The 16358-nt window shown below is 36.2% G+C and carries 14 protein-coding genes; 9 read left to right on the plus strand and 5 right to left on the minus strand.

The window, feature by feature from the left end:
• Position 1 precedes the first annotated feature (1 nt).
• The 3 genes from BST92_RS00440 to BST92_RS00450 all read right to left on the minus strand — a co-directional run bounded on the left by BST92_RS00440 (position 2) and on the right by BST92_RS00450 (position 2308).
• Positions 2 to 796 carry an outer membrane protein assembly factor BamD gene (locus BST92_RS00440; RefSeq protein WP_105069687.1) on the minus strand — a complete coding sequence of 265 codons (795 nt, stop codon included), beginning with the start codon at positions 794 to 796 and terminating at the stop codon, positions 2 to 4.
• 116 nt (positions 797 to 912) lie between these two features.
• A complete protein-coding gene (gene dapA / locus BST92_RS00445) occupies positions 913 to 1794 on the minus strand; it encodes a 4-hydroxy-tetrahydrodipicolinate synthase (RefSeq protein ID WP_105069688.1) in 882 nt (293 codons plus the stop codon).
• A gap of 1 nt (position 1795) precedes the next feature.
• Positions 1796 to 2308 carry a DUF6913 domain-containing protein gene (locus BST92_RS00450; protein WP_105069689.1) on the minus strand — a complete coding sequence of 171 codons (513 nt, stop codon included), beginning with the start codon at positions 2306 to 2308 and terminating at the stop codon, positions 1796 to 1798.
• A gap of 38 nt (positions 2309 to 2346) precedes the next feature.
• Between BST92_RS00450 and BST92_RS00455 the strand changes: the two genes are divergently transcribed.
• The 4 genes from BST92_RS00455 (at position 2347) to BST92_RS00470 (ending at position 5953) form a co-directional block, all read left to right on the plus strand.
• On the plus strand, positions 2347 to 3132 hold the full coding sequence (locus BST92_RS00455) for a 5'-nucleotidase C-terminal domain-containing protein (protein WP_105069690.1): 786 nt from the start codon (positions 2347 to 2349) through the stop codon (positions 3130 to 3132).
• Positions 3133 to 3143: 11 nt separating this feature from the next.
• Positions 3144 to 4070, plus strand: a complete 927-nt coding sequence (locus tag BST92_RS00460; RefSeq protein ID WP_105069691.1) for a bifunctional metallophosphatase/5'-nucleotidase — start codon at positions 3144 to 3146, stop codon at positions 4068 to 4070.
• 22 nt (positions 4071 to 4092) lie between these two features.
• Positions 4093 to 4491 carry a hypothetical protein gene (locus BST92_RS00465; RefSeq protein ID WP_105069692.1) on the plus strand — a complete coding sequence of 133 codons (399 nt, stop codon included), beginning with the start codon at positions 4093 to 4095 and terminating at the stop codon, positions 4489 to 4491.
• 178 nt (positions 4492 to 4669) lie between these two features.
• Positions 4670 to 5953 carry an ammonium transporter gene (locus tag BST92_RS00470; protein WP_105069693.1) on the plus strand — a complete coding sequence of 428 codons (1284 nt, stop codon included), beginning with the start codon at positions 4670 to 4672 and terminating at the stop codon, positions 5951 to 5953.
• On the opposite strand, the gene BST92_RS00475 is transcribed toward BST92_RS00470, so the two are convergent.
• On the minus strand, positions 5950 to 6753 hold the full coding sequence (locus tag BST92_RS00475) for a hypothetical protein (RefSeq protein ID WP_105069694.1): 804 nt from the start codon (positions 6751 to 6753) through the stop codon (positions 5950 to 5952). The two genes, BST92_RS00470 and BST92_RS00475, sit on opposite strands and share 4 nt — an antisense overlap.
• A gap of 3 nt (positions 6754 to 6756) precedes the next feature.
• Positions 6757 to 8811, minus strand: a complete 2055-nt coding sequence (ligA, locus tag BST92_RS00480) for an NAD-dependent DNA ligase LigA (RefSeq protein WP_105069695.1) — start codon at positions 8809 to 8811, stop codon at positions 6757 to 6759.
• Between the two features lie 50 nt (positions 8812 to 8861).
• Here ligA and BST92_RS00485 point away from each other — a divergent pair, with 50 nt between their 5' ends.
• From BST92_RS00485 to BST92_RS00505, 5 genes are all read left to right on the plus strand, one after another.
• The gene (locus BST92_RS00485; protein WP_105069696.1) at positions 8862 to 11150 is read left to right on the plus strand and encodes a beta-N-acetylhexosaminidase; all 2289 of its coding nucleotides are present in this window, start codon (positions 8862 to 8864) and stop codon (positions 11148 to 11150) included.
• 162 nt (positions 11151 to 11312) lie between these two features.
• Positions 11313 to 11915 carry a hypothetical protein gene (locus BST92_RS00490; protein WP_105069697.1) on the plus strand — a complete coding sequence of 201 codons (603 nt, stop codon included), beginning with the start codon at positions 11313 to 11315 and terminating at the stop codon, positions 11913 to 11915.
• Positions 11916 to 11926: 11 nt separating this feature from the next.
• A complete protein-coding gene (locus BST92_RS00495; RefSeq protein ID WP_146105070.1) occupies positions 11927 to 12847 on the plus strand; it encodes a hypothetical protein in 921 nt (306 codons plus the stop codon).
• 97 nt (positions 12848 to 12944) lie between these two features.
• Complete coding sequence (locus tag BST92_RS00500) at positions 12945 to 13721, plus strand: copper homeostasis protein CutC (RefSeq protein WP_105069699.1); 777 nt, start codon at positions 12945 to 12947, stop codon at positions 13719 to 13721.
• On the plus strand, positions 13711 to 16191 hold the full coding sequence (locus tag BST92_RS00505) for a beta-mannosidase (protein ID WP_105069700.1): 2481 nt from the start codon (positions 13711 to 13713) through the stop codon (positions 16189 to 16191). The genes BST92_RS00500 and BST92_RS00505 overlap by 11 nt, the downstream gene beginning before the upstream one ends.
• The last annotated feature ends 167 nt before the right edge of the window (positions 16192 to 16358 follow it).

Raw genomic sequence — 16358 nt, forward strand, 5'->3', positions numbered from 1 at the left:
ATTAGATGTTATTCTTTATTTTGTAATCGTTGATGTTTTCCATAATCTCATCTGCATCCTCGCGATACTCACTAGCCGGAAAACGAGAGACAAAGGTATTATAATATTTTGTAGCAAGCTCTAATCTTTCTGGAATCAGCTCTTCTCTACTCTTCATAGCATACAAATACTGTGAATCTATAAGGTAAAACTGCGCGTCATCCATAAATTCTGATCCTGGATGCTGAATGATAAAATTCTCAAAACTCTTTATTGCTGGAATGAACCTACTGCGATGATGGTAATTTTTTGCAATTTCATATGCCTTACGGTCTAGTTTAAACCTCAACTCAGACACTAATTTATTTGCTTCTTCTGCATATTCACCATCTGGATATAAATTGATGTAGTCCTGTAACTTTGCTAAAGCTCTATCTGTATTCACCTGACTTTTAGAATAAACTGCAGACATGTGATAGTGACTTTTTGCTCCCATAAAAGCAGCATATTCTCTATTATCACTTGTAGGATGTGATTGCACAAAACGCTCATATTGATAAGCACTGTTAGGATAATCCCTAGTTTCATATAAAGCTTGTGCGTATTTAATAGACAATGCTTCTGCCTTATCTGTACCTCTATACTGCGGTATGATTTGATCAAAAAGATTAACAGCTTTGCTATACTTCTCTCTTTTAAGAAGTGTATCAATCATAGCTAGCTTTACCTCGTTATCAGTAGATTTTAACGCTGTCTGATAAGGTCCACAGCTTACCGCCATAATCGCTATAAGAAGTAAAACAATATAGTTTTTCATACTCAGTTTTAAATGGTTTGCAAAAGTACAATTTTTATACATATTTTCTTTGTTGTCTATGCAACTAACGTATATAATTGAAATGTCGTATAATACTCTAGGTTATTAATAAAGGCTTAAGCCACATACTGATTCATAAAAGCCTCTATCCTAGACTTTAAATCATTATTTACAGGCACTAATGGCAACCTTAGATTCTCTTTAATTAATCCTAGATGTGCCATCAAGGCTTTAATTCCGCCAGGATTACCTTGTTCAAAAATTAAATCTATACTTGACGCTATTTTATAATGTAACTCATAAGCTTCTTCTACATCACCATTCAATCCATAACGCACCATGTCACTAAAGCCTTGTGGTAATCCTTGACCTATCACAGAAATAACACCAGCTCCACCGGCTAATACCATAGGTAACGTAATCATATCATCACCTGATATTACTAAGAAATCTTTAGGAGTATATTGTATTAATTTCATTGCCTGTACGATATCGCCAGCTGCTTCTTTAATTCCTACTATATTTTCAAAATCATGAGCAAGACGTACCACTGTTTCAACCGCCATGTTAGAAGCAGTTCTCCCAGGCACATTATACAAAATAATAGGCTTATCTGTTGCAGTTGCTACAGCCTTAAAATGCTGGTAAATCCCTTCTTGTGTTGGCTTATTATAAGCAGGAGAAACAGATAAAATGGCAACATAATCACTTAAATCTGTGTTATTAATTTCATCCACAACAGCTGCAGTATTACTACCACCTATTCCTAGTACCATAGGCAATCTTCCTGCATTTGCTTTGGTAATAGTAGATTTTACTGCATTTTTCTCATCAGTGGTTAAAGTCGCACTTTCCCCTGTAGTACCCAGCACTACTAGATAATCTATACCGTTATCAATTTGAAAGTTCACCACTTGTTCTAATGCGCTGTGATCTACTTCACCAGTCGCTGTAAAAGGTGTAATAAGCGCTACACCAGTTCCTATTAAATCTTGCATTTTATTGAGTTAATATTTTTAAATATTTCTTTAATTCTGCTATCAAGCCTTTATAATCATTAATCTCTACACCTATAGATAAATCAAATAGTGACTCTTTATCACCACCATAAGCTACCTTTAAACTAGACGGTAAGGCTAGGCTTACATACTCTAGCAAATCATTTTCTTTATTAAAATGATTAATTTGAAGATCAAAAGATTTACTCAGCAATTTCTTTGTTTCTGAATCAGTAATACCTCCAGACCATTTGATCAACTTACGATCTATAAGATGCGCCTCGTCAATGGTCGATTTTTTCTTATCGCTTACAAAAGCAATAAAAGTAACATTGTCCTTTTTAATATTTAATTCATTTGCCCAGTTATAAAACGGACTCATGTCATTATGATATTGACCATCAAATATTACTACAAGAGATTCTGGCCATTTTATCGATGGTCTCTCTAGCTCTTTTTGTAATCTTTGCAGTTCTTTGCGCAACCAGCGGCGCTTAATTCCGTTAAAAATCATGTACTTTTACTAACTGTACAAATGTAGCACAATAGGACATGAAAACATCTATATATAAGCGTCTGGGAAAGGCTTTTTTATATCTCGCTTTCGCGAAAGCGATATTAATCACAACCTCTTGCAAATCAGATCATTTATACCTCACCAAAGTAACTAGTACACAAACACATATAGACAGCACCTTACAAAGTGTCGCTCAAATTGAGGCTTATATAACACCATTTAAAAAATCACTGGACGCTCAAATGGATGAACAGCTAAGCTTCAATCCAGTCTCAATGAATAAAAATGATTATAAATACAATACACCAATTGGTAATATGCTAGCTACAATTGTACGTGAGCAAGGTGAGCCTATTTATAAATCAAGAACAGGCAAAAACATAGATATAGTTTTACTTAATCATGGTGGTATTAGAGCAGGAATGCCTGCAGGACCTGTAACCATGAGAAGAGCTTATGAAATCATGCCTTTTGACAACGAGATCACTATTGCTGAATTATCTGGTGATCAAATGAATGAACTAATTAATTACCTGATTGATCGCAAAAGAGCGCATCCATTTGATGGAATGAAAATTATTTTAAATGCAGATGATAGTGTAAATGAGATAACCATTCAAAATCAACCGTTAGATAAAGACAGAACCTATATCGTGGCTACTAATGACTATCTCTATAATGGCGGAGATGACATGAGTTTTTTCAAAGGCGCTCCAATGATGAAGATTGATTATAAAATACGTAATGCTGTCATTGATTACTTTAAGAAAGTGGATACCATAAAATTTGAACGAGACAACCGATTTGAGGTTTTAGATTAATAAGCAAGAAAATGGAAAGAAGAAAATTTATACGCAACACAAGTGCTGGAATGGTAGCTGGTGCGGCTTTATGGTCTAACTATGCTCTTGCTAGTGGTATTTTTACAGGACCAGAATTAGAGCCTGGAACTAAGAAAATCACGATCTTACACACTAACGATACGCATTCTCATATAGAACCTATTTCTGGTGGTCGTAATGATGGACGTGGTGGTGTTGCTCGTAGAGCAGCAATTATTAACAAGGTACGTTCAGAAAACCCAAATACACTATTACTAGACTGTGGTGATATCTTTCAAGGCACGCCCTATTTCAATTTCTATGGTGGCGAGCTAGAGATCAAGTTAATGTCTATGATGGGTTATGATGCTGCAACTATAGGAAATCATGATTTTGATAACAGTATTGAAGGTCTTTACAAACAACTACCGCATGCCGATTTTGACTTTGTGATCTCTAATTATGACTTCTCAAACACCATCATGGATGGACATACTAAACCTCATAAAGTTATAGTTAAGGATGGTGTGCGCATCGGGCTATTTGGTGTAGGAATAAAACTAGATGGATTAGTAGATCCAAAAATGTATAAGGAAACTGTTTATAACGACCCTATTGAAGTCGCAAAAGATCAAATTAAAACCTTGCGAGAAACAGAAAAATGTGATCTAGTAATTTGCATGTCGCATTTAGGCTACTCTTATAGAGGTGATCGAGTATCTGACCTATCACTTGCCGCAGCCACATCAGGTATAGACCTTATCATAGGTGGTCATACACACACATTTCTAGACGCACCAGAAATCGTTAAAAATGCCTCAGGAAAAGATGTCATGGTCAATCAGGTAGGTTGCTATGGAATCAACTTGGGCCGTATTGATTTCTACTTTAAAGAAGGTAAAATTGATAAAGGAGTCGACGTGGTTTATGAGATTTAATTCAATCAGTTTATAATATAATATGACCAAATCAATCATTACAAAAGGATTCGTACTTTCAGGAATCATGAACACCTTAGGAATTCTATTTTTCTCAAAAGGCTTTACCAATGACGTTATTCCAGAAACAGATCCGGTAGTGATGTCTTATTTTGGACTTGTTATGATTATGGTTTGGGGTCTTGCTTTTATAGCAGTAGCTAAAGTTTTTGATAAAGTGAAATGGCTTGTTGGTGTATTTGCTCTTGAAAAACTATGCTACGTCATTGCTTATGGATATTGGTTTTCAAATAATAGTGTTCAAGAGGTGTATGATAAAGATGTAATTGCTGGAATTTTTTACTCTATCTATGGTTTAAATGACTTTCTATTCCTGCTGTTTTTTGGGTATGTTTTCATCAAACTCATGAAATCCAAATAAACCCACTGAAACACTCAACTGTAATTTTTACCGATATACCCCAAAAACATTACCGTAACAACATCATTTATTACATTTTAAAAAATATTAACCCCTAATTTTATAGGGTCAAACTATAAATTTTATATAATTTTAAAACACATACCCTATATTTGAAAAATAATTTAAAAATTTTCAAATGGGCAAGAAGGTTAATTTTATTGTTTTAGCTGTTTTAGTACTTATCAGTTTAACGTTTAGCAATCCATATACAGAAAATGGTGATATGAGCGCCATTGACAGTGGCGATACCGCATGGATGTTAATCGCTTCAGCATTTGTATTATTAATGACTCCAGGACTTGCCTTTTTCTATGGCGGTATGGTGAATAAAAAATCAATGATATCTACCATGTTACAAAGTTTTGTAGCACTAGGCGTGGTAAGTATACTATGGGTAATTGTAGGTTTCTCACTTGCCTTTGGAGAAAGCTATTATGGAATCATAGGAAATCCAATGACTTATTTCAATTTTAAAAATGTAGGTCTTGCTCCTAATCCTGATTTTGCTGGAACCGTTCCTTTTTTAGTTTTTGCTTTATTTCAATTAAAATTTGCCATCATCACACCAGCTTTAATAACCGGTAGTTTTGCCGAGCGTGTGCGATTTAGAAGTTATATTCTATTTATGGTCTTGTTTACGCTATTCATTTACACACCACTAGCTCACATGACATGGCATCCAGATGGATTATTACGCAATTTAGGAGTATTAGACTTTGCAGGTGGAACGGTTGTTCATATGAGCGCTGGATTTGCAGCACTTGCAGGAGCAGTTTATTTAGGGAAACGCAAAAAAATCACACACGATCCAGCAAATGTGCCTTATATCATTTTAGGAACTGGATTGCTTTGGTTTGGATGGTTTGGTTTTAATGCTGGTAGTGCACTAGCCGCAAATGCAGATGCCGCCATAGCCTTTGCAAACACAAATATTGCTAGTGCCACCGCAATGATCACATGGATGTTTTACGAACGTTTCTCTAATCGTAAAATGAGCGCTGTAGGCGCATGTATCGGTGCTATTGTCGGACTAGTTGCCATTACACCTGCTGCAGGTTTTGTTACTATTTCACAAAGTATATTTATTGGATTTGCTACAGCTATTACTAGTAATATCGCCATTTCATTATTTTCTAAAACTGGTATTGACGATACACTAGACGTTTTCCCTAGTCATGGAGTTGGCGGAATAGTAGGTATGATTCTAACTGCTGTTTTTGCAAAAGATGTTGGACTTGTACATGGTGAGACGGAAACCTTTATGTGGCATATTATAGCGCTTATAGGAGTTTCTGTATTTACCTTCGGTGGTAGTTTGTTATTCTATAAACTGGTTGATATTTTGATTCCTATAAGAGTAAGAGACGATCAGGAAGAACGCGGACTAGATGTTAGCCAGCACGGTGAAGAAGTGAGTTAATTCAATCGAGTAAAACCTTTTTCTGGAAATGCAATGTCGTACTCTACAGGAGATTCCTCTAAGTACTGAAAGCAACTTTGTTCCTTTTCTGCATCACTATATATTAGTTTAAACTGGTCGTCTAGTTGCAAGTATAGGATGTAAATCTCATCTCCTGCGCCGCACATTCCGCGACCAGCACTACCTGGTTTTGATGGTTCTATAATACTTATCAACAAATGCGTTACATCATCAACTGTTTTGTGACCTAGAATATCAATTTCATAAGCGTATTCATATCCTAATGCGCCTATATCTAAGACTTCTTTATCGTCATAGGTTAGATACACATTTTGATCGCCTAGACTCCACAACATCTGTTGCGGATTACCATTAAATTTGACATCGAGTGTTTTAGTAGAACCTGCCTTTTGCCAAGTAAGGTCTACAAATAGCCCTGTATCAGTTTTAGATTCAAAAACTTCATCATAGCTCAACACTTGACAGACATATTCATCATCAACTTCTGTTTCAAAATCACCATCATATTTGGCATAAATTTTAAAAGATTCTTCTTCAGGGTAGACAGAATAATAGAAAAGTATAGGAATAGACTCTGTGCTATTGTCATATTTATACCAACCTGTAAATTCTTGTTCATACTCACAATAACCTACTCTTTCAACGTACATTGTTATAGGATATTTACCTACATATCCTTTTAATAACATGGTGTTATTAGGGATGATTTTTGAGGAATAGGTTTGCGCTTTCGCGAAAGCGAAATTCAACAACACCACAATTACCAATAGCTTATTCATATTTTAAATCATTGCTAGAAATTCTTGCTCGCTAATCATAGTGATACCTAATTTCTCTGCTTTTTCAAGTTTAGAAGGTCCCATTTTATCACCTCGGATCAGATAGTCAGTCTTACTAGAAATCGAACTCGAGTTTTTACCTCCATTATCCTCTACCAGTTTCTTTAAATCATTTCTAGACATTTCAAAAACACCTGAAATCACAAAGCTTTTACCTGCTAATTTATCAGTCTGACCTTCTAATTGCTCTTCACTCAATGCAAATTGTAGACCAGCATTTTTCAAACGTTCTACTATCGCCATTTGATCATCATTCTGGATAAATTCAACTATAGATTGAGCGATACTTTCTCCTATTTCTGGAACAGCGGTTAATTCTTCCATCTTTTTATCTGCCGCACTGGAAACATCAGCAAATAAGTCAATAGAACTCTTATCAGGCTCTGCTGGCATATTTAATAACGCCTCGACGTTTTTATAATGTTTGGCTAGTTTTTTAGCTACCGTTTCACCTACATATCTAATCCCCAAAGCAAACAACACTCGTTCAAATGGCACTTCCTTACTAGCCTCTATTCCATTGATCATATTCTCGGCACTTTTTTGCGCCATGCGTTCTAGCGGTAAAACCTGCTCTACCGTTAGATCGTACAAATCTGCATAGTTGTGTATCAATCCTGCGTCGACTAATTGACCTACAGTCTCTGCTCCTATCCCATCAATATCCATCGCTTTGCGAGAAATAAAATGTTCGATTCTACCTTTTACTTGTGGTGGACAGGCCATATCATTAGGGCAATAATGCTTTGCATCTCCATCAGTACGCACAAGTTCTGTATCACATTCTGGACAGTGCGAGGCATAAACCGTAGGAGTGGAATTTTCTGGTCGTTTAGTTAAATCTACAGCCACTATTTTAGGAATGATCTCACCACCTTTCTCTACATATACCTCATCACCTACTCTTATATCTAGTTTTTCTATTTGGTCGGCATTATGTAAGCTTGCACGTCGTACGGTTGTTCCAGATATCTCTACTGGCTCCAGATTAGCCACTGGCGTTATAGAACCAGTACGACCTACTTGATACGTAATCTCTTCTAGTCTTGTGGAAACCTGCTCTGCCGCAAACTTATAGGCCATCGCCCATTTTGGCGCTTTGGCAGTAAAACCTAGCTCATCTTGTTGATCTAGAGAATTTACCTTTATCACAACACCATCCGTCTCATATGGTAATTCCTTTCGTGCAATGTCCCAGTGATTGATGAACTCAAACACGTCTTCTATAGAATTGACTAATTTACTCTCTTGAGGTGCTTTAAATCCCCATTTTCGCGCAAGCAATAAAGAATCAAACTGACTTTTTACTGGTAAATTTTCACCAGCAAGTTGATACAACAAACAGTCCAGTGGTCTTTTTGCCACCTCAGCACTATCCTGAAGTTTTAAACTACCACTAGCCGTATTACGCGGATTGCGATATAAATCCAATCCTAGTGCCTCACGTTCTTCATTCATTTTATGGAATCCATCCCAAGGCAACACAATCTCACCACGTATTTCAAACTTCTCAGGAACGTCGTTTCCTTTTAATTGTAATGGTACAGACTTAATTGTGCGCACGTTTGCCGTTACCTCATCACCTTGATTTCCATCTCCACGAGTGACGGCTTGGACAAACTTGCCGTTTGCATAATGTAAACTTATGCTGGCACCATCATATTTAAGCTCACAAGTATACTGAATTTCGCCATCCACTATTTTCTTGATACGCGTTTCCCAATCACGCAAATCCTCAATAGAATAAGAATTATCTAGCGAGTACATGCGGTTGATATGCTTAACGGTATTGAAGTTTTTAGTCACCTCACCACCTACACGCACAGATGGACTGGTCGCGTCATAGAACTCAGGATGAGCGGCCTCTAGCGTTTTTAATTGCTCCAGTTTCTTATCAAACTCAAAGTCTGATATGGTAGGATTATCGTTAACGTAGTAATTATAATTGTGCTCGCGCAATTCATCGCGCAGGGATTGTATTTGTTCTTTTGGACTCATAGAAAATGTGCTATCTTCTGCTCAAATTTTTAAGATTCTAAAATACAATAATGAGCGCTAGATTTCTAATTCTTTGTAGTTTGATATTAACACTGTTTTCATGCAGTGAACCTCAGGTAAAATTAACCAGTCCGTCTATTATACCAGCGCCTCAATCTTTGCAAGTAAATCCTGGACACTTCACTATTAATGAAGAAACTACATTGAGTAATAACGACGATTTTACAGCTTCCTATAACTTCCTATTATCTTTTTTGAAAGACGCTACAGATCGCGATTGGGATACAAAATACAGTGATAACAATGTCATTATACTAGAGTATGACTCTAGCATTATTTCAAAAGAAGGCTACAACATCATCAGTACAGACCGCAACATCACCATTAAATCAAGCACAGACGCTGGTGCATTCTATGCCGTGCAATCTCTGATTCAGTTGATGCCTGCAGATATAAAAAACGCAACAGAAATATACATCCCAGCAGTCACCATAAAAGATGAGCCGCGTTTTAATTACCGTGGTATGCACCTAGATGTTTCTAGACATATGTTTGATGTAGATTTTATCAAAAAATACATCGACGCCATGGCCATGCTCAAGATGAACAACTTTCATTGGCACCTTACAGACGATCAAGGCTGGCGCATTGAGATTAAAAAGTATCCTAAATTGCAAGAAATCGCCGCATATCGTGATTCTACTCTGCTTGGTCATTACAACGACACACCGCATCAATATGACGGTAAGAGATACGGCGGTTATTATACACAGGAAGAAGTACGTGAGGTGATCGCTTTCGCGAAAGCGAGACACATCAACGTCATCCCAGAAATAGAAATGCCTGGTCATGCACAAGCCGCTATTGCTGCCTATCCAGAATTGGGTTGCACAGGAAACAACATAGACGTGGCAATGAAATGGGGCGTTTTTGAAGATATCTATTGTCCTAATGAGGCAACGTTTACATTCCTTGAAAACGTGCTGGACGAAGTGATGGAATTATTTCCATCTAAATATATCCATATAGGTGGCGATGAAGCGCCAAAAACACAATGGAAAACCAGCAATGTCGCACAAAAAGTCATTAAAGAAAACGGATTAAAAGATGAGTATGAGCTACAGTCCTATTTTATCCAGCGCATGGAAAAATACATCAACTCAAAAGGTCGCCAGATCATAGGATGGGACGAGATTTTAGAAGGTGGACTTGCACCTAATGCTACGGTGATGAGCTGGCGTGGTGTAGAAGGCGCTATCGAGGCTGCAAAAGCCGGTCACGATGTAATCATGACACCTACATCGCATTGTTATTTTGATTATTATCAAAGTGAGAATGATGACGAACCGCTCGCCATAGGCGGATTTTTACCACTTGAAAAAGTATACAATTTCAATCCTATACCAGAAGAATTAACTGCAGAAGAAGCACAACTCGTTTTAGGCGTGCAAGGAAATGTATGGACAGAATACATAAAAACCAGCGAGCAAGTAGAATACATGGTATTCCCGCGCATCTTTGCCATGAGCGAGGTTGCCTGGAGTCCATCTGGCGAGAGAGATTACCTAGAATTTGTGAGCCGTGTAGAAAACTTCAATAAAAGACTACAAGTTCTAAATATCAATTATGCTAACCATTTATACGAGCTGGAAGGTTCTTTAAATGAAGATCAGGCCTATGAGTTAACAACGATGTTGCCCAATAATGAAATTAGATTCACTCTAGACGGCACTTTACCAGTGGCAACTTCTACAGTTTATGAAGGTCCCATCCCTTTTAAAGAAAACATGTCATTAAAAGCAGCGGTCTTTGAAAATGGTGAACAATTGAGCAGCTTATTCACTCAAGAGTTCCATTATCACAAAGGTGTAGGCGCAACCATTAGTATTAATAAAGAACCTCATAAATCCTATCCAGGTAGTGGCGCCGCAGGATTGATTAACGGAATTAAAGGAAGTGATTCTCGTTATGGTGATAGTGAGTGGTTAGGGTTTTGGGGTGATGATATTGAGATTGAAATCGAATTTGAAGAACCAATTGAGATCAATGAGATTGATTTACGATTTTATCATGCACCTAGTCAGTGGGTTTATGCGCCTGAGAAATATTATCTGCATTTAGAAACTGAAAAAGGCATAATATCCGACTTGATTACAATACCAAATCAAAACGAAAATCTAGTTATTTCAAATTATAATAGCGAACGGTTCAAGGGGTATGAAGACTTGAAGTTTTCTAAATTGCGACTTGTAATCCCTAACTACGGCACCATTCCAGACGGTAATCAAGGAGCAGGAAATAAAGCTTGGACTTTTATAGACGAAATCATAATTAACTGATACAGTGGTGTTAAAAGATTATTATTCTTAATAAAAACATAATTATTACTTATTTTTTTGTTAAAACAAATTGAATTATTGCAATTCTGAAATAAAATTTGCATGTCGTAATAACCTACGTTTGTTATTAAACAAAATAATTCAACATTAATATTTTTAAAAATGAAAAAATTAATTAAATCAAGTTTATTAGTTTTTGCCGTTGCAATTTTTATTGGGTGTTCTAATGATGAAAATGAATTAACAAATAATGATAATTCATTACTTACACAAAAATCAAGTGAAATAGCACCAGAAGTAGAGTATGAAGAAATTCTCTCTACAATTTATACTGAATATTCGGTAGGAGATTGGACCCAAATAGAGGATGAGGATGGGTATATCACTATGGTTAAAAAAGTGGAAAATAATTTAAATTCAATTGCATATCTAATAGCTGATCCAATAGATGGACATTATCTCTTCGCAGAACAAAATGAGGAACTTGAAACAATTTTTGTTCGTGATTATACAGCGGATATTCTCATCGATGGAGCTTATCTTGGGGAATCGCCTATTGCTATTGATATAAATCATCCTGATGCAGGAACGCAAACAAAAGGATGGATAAGAGGATTTACAAGGAGATTTTTCGGTGCAGGTAGAGAAACCGGTAATTGGGGTGGTTGTATCGGTGGAATACAATATAGAACTATTGTACATACCTTTTCGGTTCTTTTTATAGAATTTGAAAATGGTCAGACTGTTGAAAGTAGAGAATGTTAAAACCTATCAAATTGAATAGATTTTTTATTTTCCTATCAACTTTTTTAACATTCATACCAGCGTATGGACAGATTACTATAATGGCCGTTGATAATAATGGGAAGTCTATAAAAAATGAAAAAATTATTATCTCTCAAGATCAAATTGATCTTGAGAGATATAGTGATTCTACAGGCATGATAAGTTTTGATTCTGATATTTTTGATATCACAAAACCAATTAAAATAACGCCAAAAGGTTATAAAACTTTAGAGCAAATGCTAAATGGACGAATGTCAAATATAAGTTTTGCTGAAAATACTTACGAACTCGACCCTATCATTTTAAAAGGAAGAAAAACAAAAGAGATAACCTTTAAAAACTATAAAGAAAAAGAAAATCGATTTTCAAATTATTATATACGCACCGCAATTCGTTTAAATGCAGAGCATATAATCAACATAACAGAGTTTGCAAAAAATTCTGATTATGGAGCTATAAAATCAATCTCTTTTGACGTTAAAAATCGACAGCCTAACGATACAAGTTTTGTTTACTATCGTTTAAATTTATATAATAAAGAGAAAAATATCATTTACTCAAAAGATCAAAAGTTTCAAATAAATAAAATTGATAAAGACCTAGTATTTGAAATTTCCCCTGAAATCTTTTCAAGTCAGGTAGCTTACGTAGGAATCAGAAATGCTCAAGAAAACACGACAATACCCTATGAAAACTCGCCAATCTATCAGATACTATTTGAAAACAGGGAATTTCAAAGCGCTAAAGGTTATATTCAGTTTTATGATAAAGAAGAATCTGAGTGGCAATTAATTTCTTCTGATAATGATTCTTTAGAATATCACGTGAAACATACATTAACTGGTAATCCAAGTAAAAATCTTACTAATTACAATCTTAACATTGAAATAGTTTGTACTGAAAATAATTAATTGTTATCTATTCAAATAATTTAAATCCACCATTTTCTGTTTAGAATAAATGGTGGATTTTGTTTTATTAACTTGCAGATAGATAAATATCACTCAAATGCTCCTAGAAATCTGCGCATCAAACTACCAAAGTGCTCTCAATGCTCAAAAAGCTGGTGTACACCGTATAGAATTATGCAGCGAGCTGGGAACTGGCGGCATTACACCTAGTTATGGGATGCTTAAAAAAGTTATGGAAGAACTCACCATTCCGGTCATGGTTTTGATACGACCACGTTCTGGGAATTTTGTTTACAGCAACGCCGATATTGATATCATGAAACGTGACATTGAGTTGTGTAAAGAACTAGGTTGTGCTGGAATTGTTTCTGGTGTGTTGACTTCAGACTTTAAAATTGACATCAAACGAACGAGTGACTTGATCGAACTTTCTAGACCATTACCTTTTACTTTTCACAGGGCTTTTGATCATGTAGTGAATCCTGAACAAGCGGTTGTAGATTTGGTCAATCTAGGTGCAAAACGTATTCTTACTTCTGGTCAGCAACCTAAAGCGATAGACGGAATTAAAAACTTAAAACGTTATCAAGAAATTGCAGGTAATGAGTTGATCATTATGCCTGGTGGTGGTATAAACAGTGAGAATATTTCAAGCTTTTTAAATGCTAACAAACAGTTCGACAAGCTCACTGTGACATCTAAGCATGAAAATATTTTTCAAGAAATTCACGCCAGCGCCACAGAAATAATTGAGCAAACTAAAGAACAAAAAGTACCGATGAATTCGCCGAAATTTCTTCAAGAAAATATAGAAGTTATTTCCAGTAAAAACAACATCGCTGTCATCCTTAAAAATTTGAAAAATGAGAATTAGTTTATTTGTAATTTTAGCAATTCTCTTAAGCTCTTGTAAAGAAAAACGTCCTAATTTAGAGAACCAGTATTTAGAAAATAATTGGTTGCTTCACAAAGCCGTCGACTATAGTCTGATATCAGATTCGGTATCCATTCCTTCTACAGTTCATAATGAATTATTGCCATTTATCAAGCATCCATTTAAAGGAACTAATGAAGATAGTTTACAATGGATTACTGAAGAAAACTGGATATATGAAACAGTGTTTACGCTTGATGAAGAAACACTCGCCAAAGAACACATCACGCTCAACTTTGAAGGAATAGACACTTATGCTAGTATTGAACTCAACGGCAACGAAATTTTAGAAACCGATAATGCTTTTTTGACTTGGAAAAAAGATGTTAAGCCTTTTCTTGAAGAAGAGAACGAACTTGTTGTATCTATCAAATCGCCACTAGAAATTGAGGCACAAAAAGCAGCTGCAAATGCATATACCTTACCAGAAGGCAACCGAGTTTACACACGCAAAGCGCAATATCAATACGGTTGGGATTGGGGTCCTAAACTCAATACCATGGGAATCTGGAAACCGGTATATCTTGAGGCTTATGACGATTTTAAAATCGAGGATGTTTACATCAAACAGAATTTTGTAAAAGATGCTACCGCAAACCTTACGGCACAAATCAAGTTATCCCAACCTACTGAAGATCAACTTGACTATCAAATTAAAGTTAACGACAGCCTTTTCGCTTTCAAAATAACGGATTCTTTATCTGTCACAAAAGCTGGCGCTAGTCAAGAAATTCATTTTGAGATTCCGCAAGTGCAACTCTGGTGGCCGCACAACATAGGTGAACCTTATTTATATGACATTGAAGTTTTGGTTTCCAAAAATGATGAACTCATCGATTCTAAAAAACTCAAGACTGGAATTCGCACCATAGAATTAATCAACGAGCCAGACGAGCATGGAACCAGCTTTTTCTTCAAGGTAAACGACGTGCCTGTTTACATGAAAGGCGCTAACTATATCCCGCAAAATTCAATGCAGGATTTAGTTACTGATCAGCATTATGAAAACCTGCTCACCGATGTAAAAGAGGCAAACATGAACATGCTACGCGTTTGGGGTGGCGGGATTTATGAGAATGATATCTTCTATGAAAAATGTGATGAAAAAGGCATCCTTGTTTGGCAAGACTTTATGTTTGCTTGTGCTATGTATCCTGGTGATGCACGCTTTCGCGAAAGCGTAACTAAAGAAATTACTCAACAAATCACTAGATTGAGAAATCACAGTAGTATTGCGTTATGGTGTGGAAATAATGAAACCAGTGAGGCTTGGCATAATTGGGGCTGGCAAGAAGGACGATCCCAAGCGGAACGCGATAGTATTTGGGAAGATTATCGTGCCGTTTTTCAAATTGCGATGCCTAAATATGTGAGCGAACTCACCAAAGAGTCTTACTGGGAAAGCTCGCCAAAATACGGTCGTGGAAACCCAAAATATGAATTTGAAGGCGATGCGCATGACTGGCGTGTGTGGCACGATGCCTATCCGTTTGAACATTTTGAAGAACATGTTCCGAGATTTATGAGTGAGTTTGGTTTTCAATCCCATCCTTCTTATGAGGCGATACGATATATCAATGAAGATGGAACTATCAACATTAAGTCTGAAGATTATGCCTCGCATCAAAAACACGCTCGTGGGAATGAACTGATACGAGAATACATGGAACGCGATTTCCCAGTTCCTACTAGCGATGAAGATTATGTTTATGTAAGTCAGCTACTGCAAGCCTATGGAATGTCTAAAGGAATTCAAGCACATCGAAGAGCCAGACCGTATAACATGGGAACGCTATACTGGCAACTCAACGATTGCTGGCCTGTGGTGAGCTGGAGTAGTATCGATTATTTTGGCAACTGGAAAGCCTTACATTATCAAGTAAAACGTGATTTTGAAAATGTATTGATTAGTAATGTAGTGGAAAATGATACCTTGAAAACTTATGTGGTGAATGATGGAATGCAAGATATTACAAGTGGCTTCACCATGATTATAAGTGATTTTTATGGTAAAGAATTGTATCATGAATCATTTGTAGGAACTGCTGGAATGAATTCAAGTAATGAGTTTCATAAAGTCAATTTGAAAAAATTGGGCCTAAATCTTTCTAATGTCTATGTGTTAGTAGAATTTAATTCTAGCCAAATTACAGATGTTTTATTAAGACCCAAAGAATTGAATTTACCCAATGAAAACCTAGAATGGATTAGTGAAAAGACAGAACAAGGTTACCAGTTAACTATAACATCTGATGCGTTTACTAAAGATGTGTTTTTCTATTCCAATGTAGAAGGCCATTTTTCAGATAACTTCTTCAACCTAGAACCTCACGCTAAAAAGACTATCATTTTTGAAACCGATAGTGAAGAAGAACCTGAGTTTAAGTATAAGACGTTGAATGGATTATAAGAGAATTAAGCCAATGCTAAGTTCCTTCTTACGAAAGTGACATTACCAAAAACTTGTCATTCTGAACTTGTTTCAGAATCAGACGGTAATGAAAACCTAAGATTTGTATGAACTAATAGCCTTATACCGCTGTAATTAGGAGACGCTGAAATAAATTCAGCGTGACA

The sequence above is a fragment of the Nonlabens arenilitoris genome (genome assembly GCF_002954765.1).
GTDB classification, from domain to species: Bacteria; Bacteroidota; Bacteroidia; order Flavobacteriales; family Flavobacteriaceae; genus Nonlabens; species Nonlabens arenilitoris.

Bases quoted from the DNA above. Each gene is read 5' to 3' on its own strand.
- BST92_RS00470 (WP_105069693.1), top strand. From the start codon at position 4,670: ATGGGCAAGAAGGTTAATTTTATTGTTTTAGCTGTTTTAGTACTTATC.
- dapA (WP_105069688.1), bottom strand. From the start codon at position 1,794: ATGCAAGATTTAATAGGAACTGGTGTAGCGCTTATTACACCTTTTACA.
- BST92_RS00455 (WP_105069690.1), top strand. From the start codon at position 2,347: ATGAAAACATCTATATATAAGCGTCTGGGAAAGGCTTTTTTATATCTC.
- BST92_RS00460 (WP_105069691.1), top strand. From the start codon at position 3,144: ATGGAAAGAAGAAAATTTATACGCAACACAAGTGCTGGAATGGTAGCT.
- BST92_RS00475 (WP_105069694.1), bottom strand. From the start codon at position 6,753: ATGAATAAGCTATTGGTAATTGTGGTGTTGTTGAATTTCGCTTTCGCG.
- BST92_RS00490 (WP_105069697.1), top strand. From the start codon at position 11,313: ATGAAAAAATTAATTAAATCAAGTTTATTAGTTTTTGCCGTTGCAATT.
- BST92_RS00465 (WP_105069692.1), top strand. From the start codon at position 4,093: ATGACCAAATCAATCATTACAAAAGGATTCGTACTTTCAGGAATCATG.
- ligA (WP_105069695.1), bottom strand. From the start codon at position 8,811: ATGAGTCCAAAAGAACAAATACAATCCCTGCGCGATGAATTGCGCGAG.
- BST92_RS00485 (WP_105069696.1), top strand. From the start codon at position 8,862: ATGAGCGCTAGATTTCTAATTCTTTGTAGTTTGATATTAACACTGTTT.
- BST92_RS00450 (WP_105069689.1), bottom strand. From the start codon at position 2,308: ATGATTTTTAACGGAATTAAGCGCCGCTGGTTGCGCAAAGAACTGCAA.
- BST92_RS00500 (WP_105069699.1), top strand. From the start codon at position 12,945: ATGCTCCTAGAAATCTGCGCATCAAACTACCAAAGTGCTCTCAATGCT.
- BST92_RS00440 (WP_105069687.1), bottom strand. From the start codon at position 796: ATGAAAAACTATATTGTTTTACTTCTTATAGCGATTATGGCGGTAAGC.
- BST92_RS00505 (WP_105069700.1), top strand. From the start codon at position 13,711: ATGAGAATTAGTTTATTTGTAATTTTAGCAATTCTCTTAAGCTCTTGT.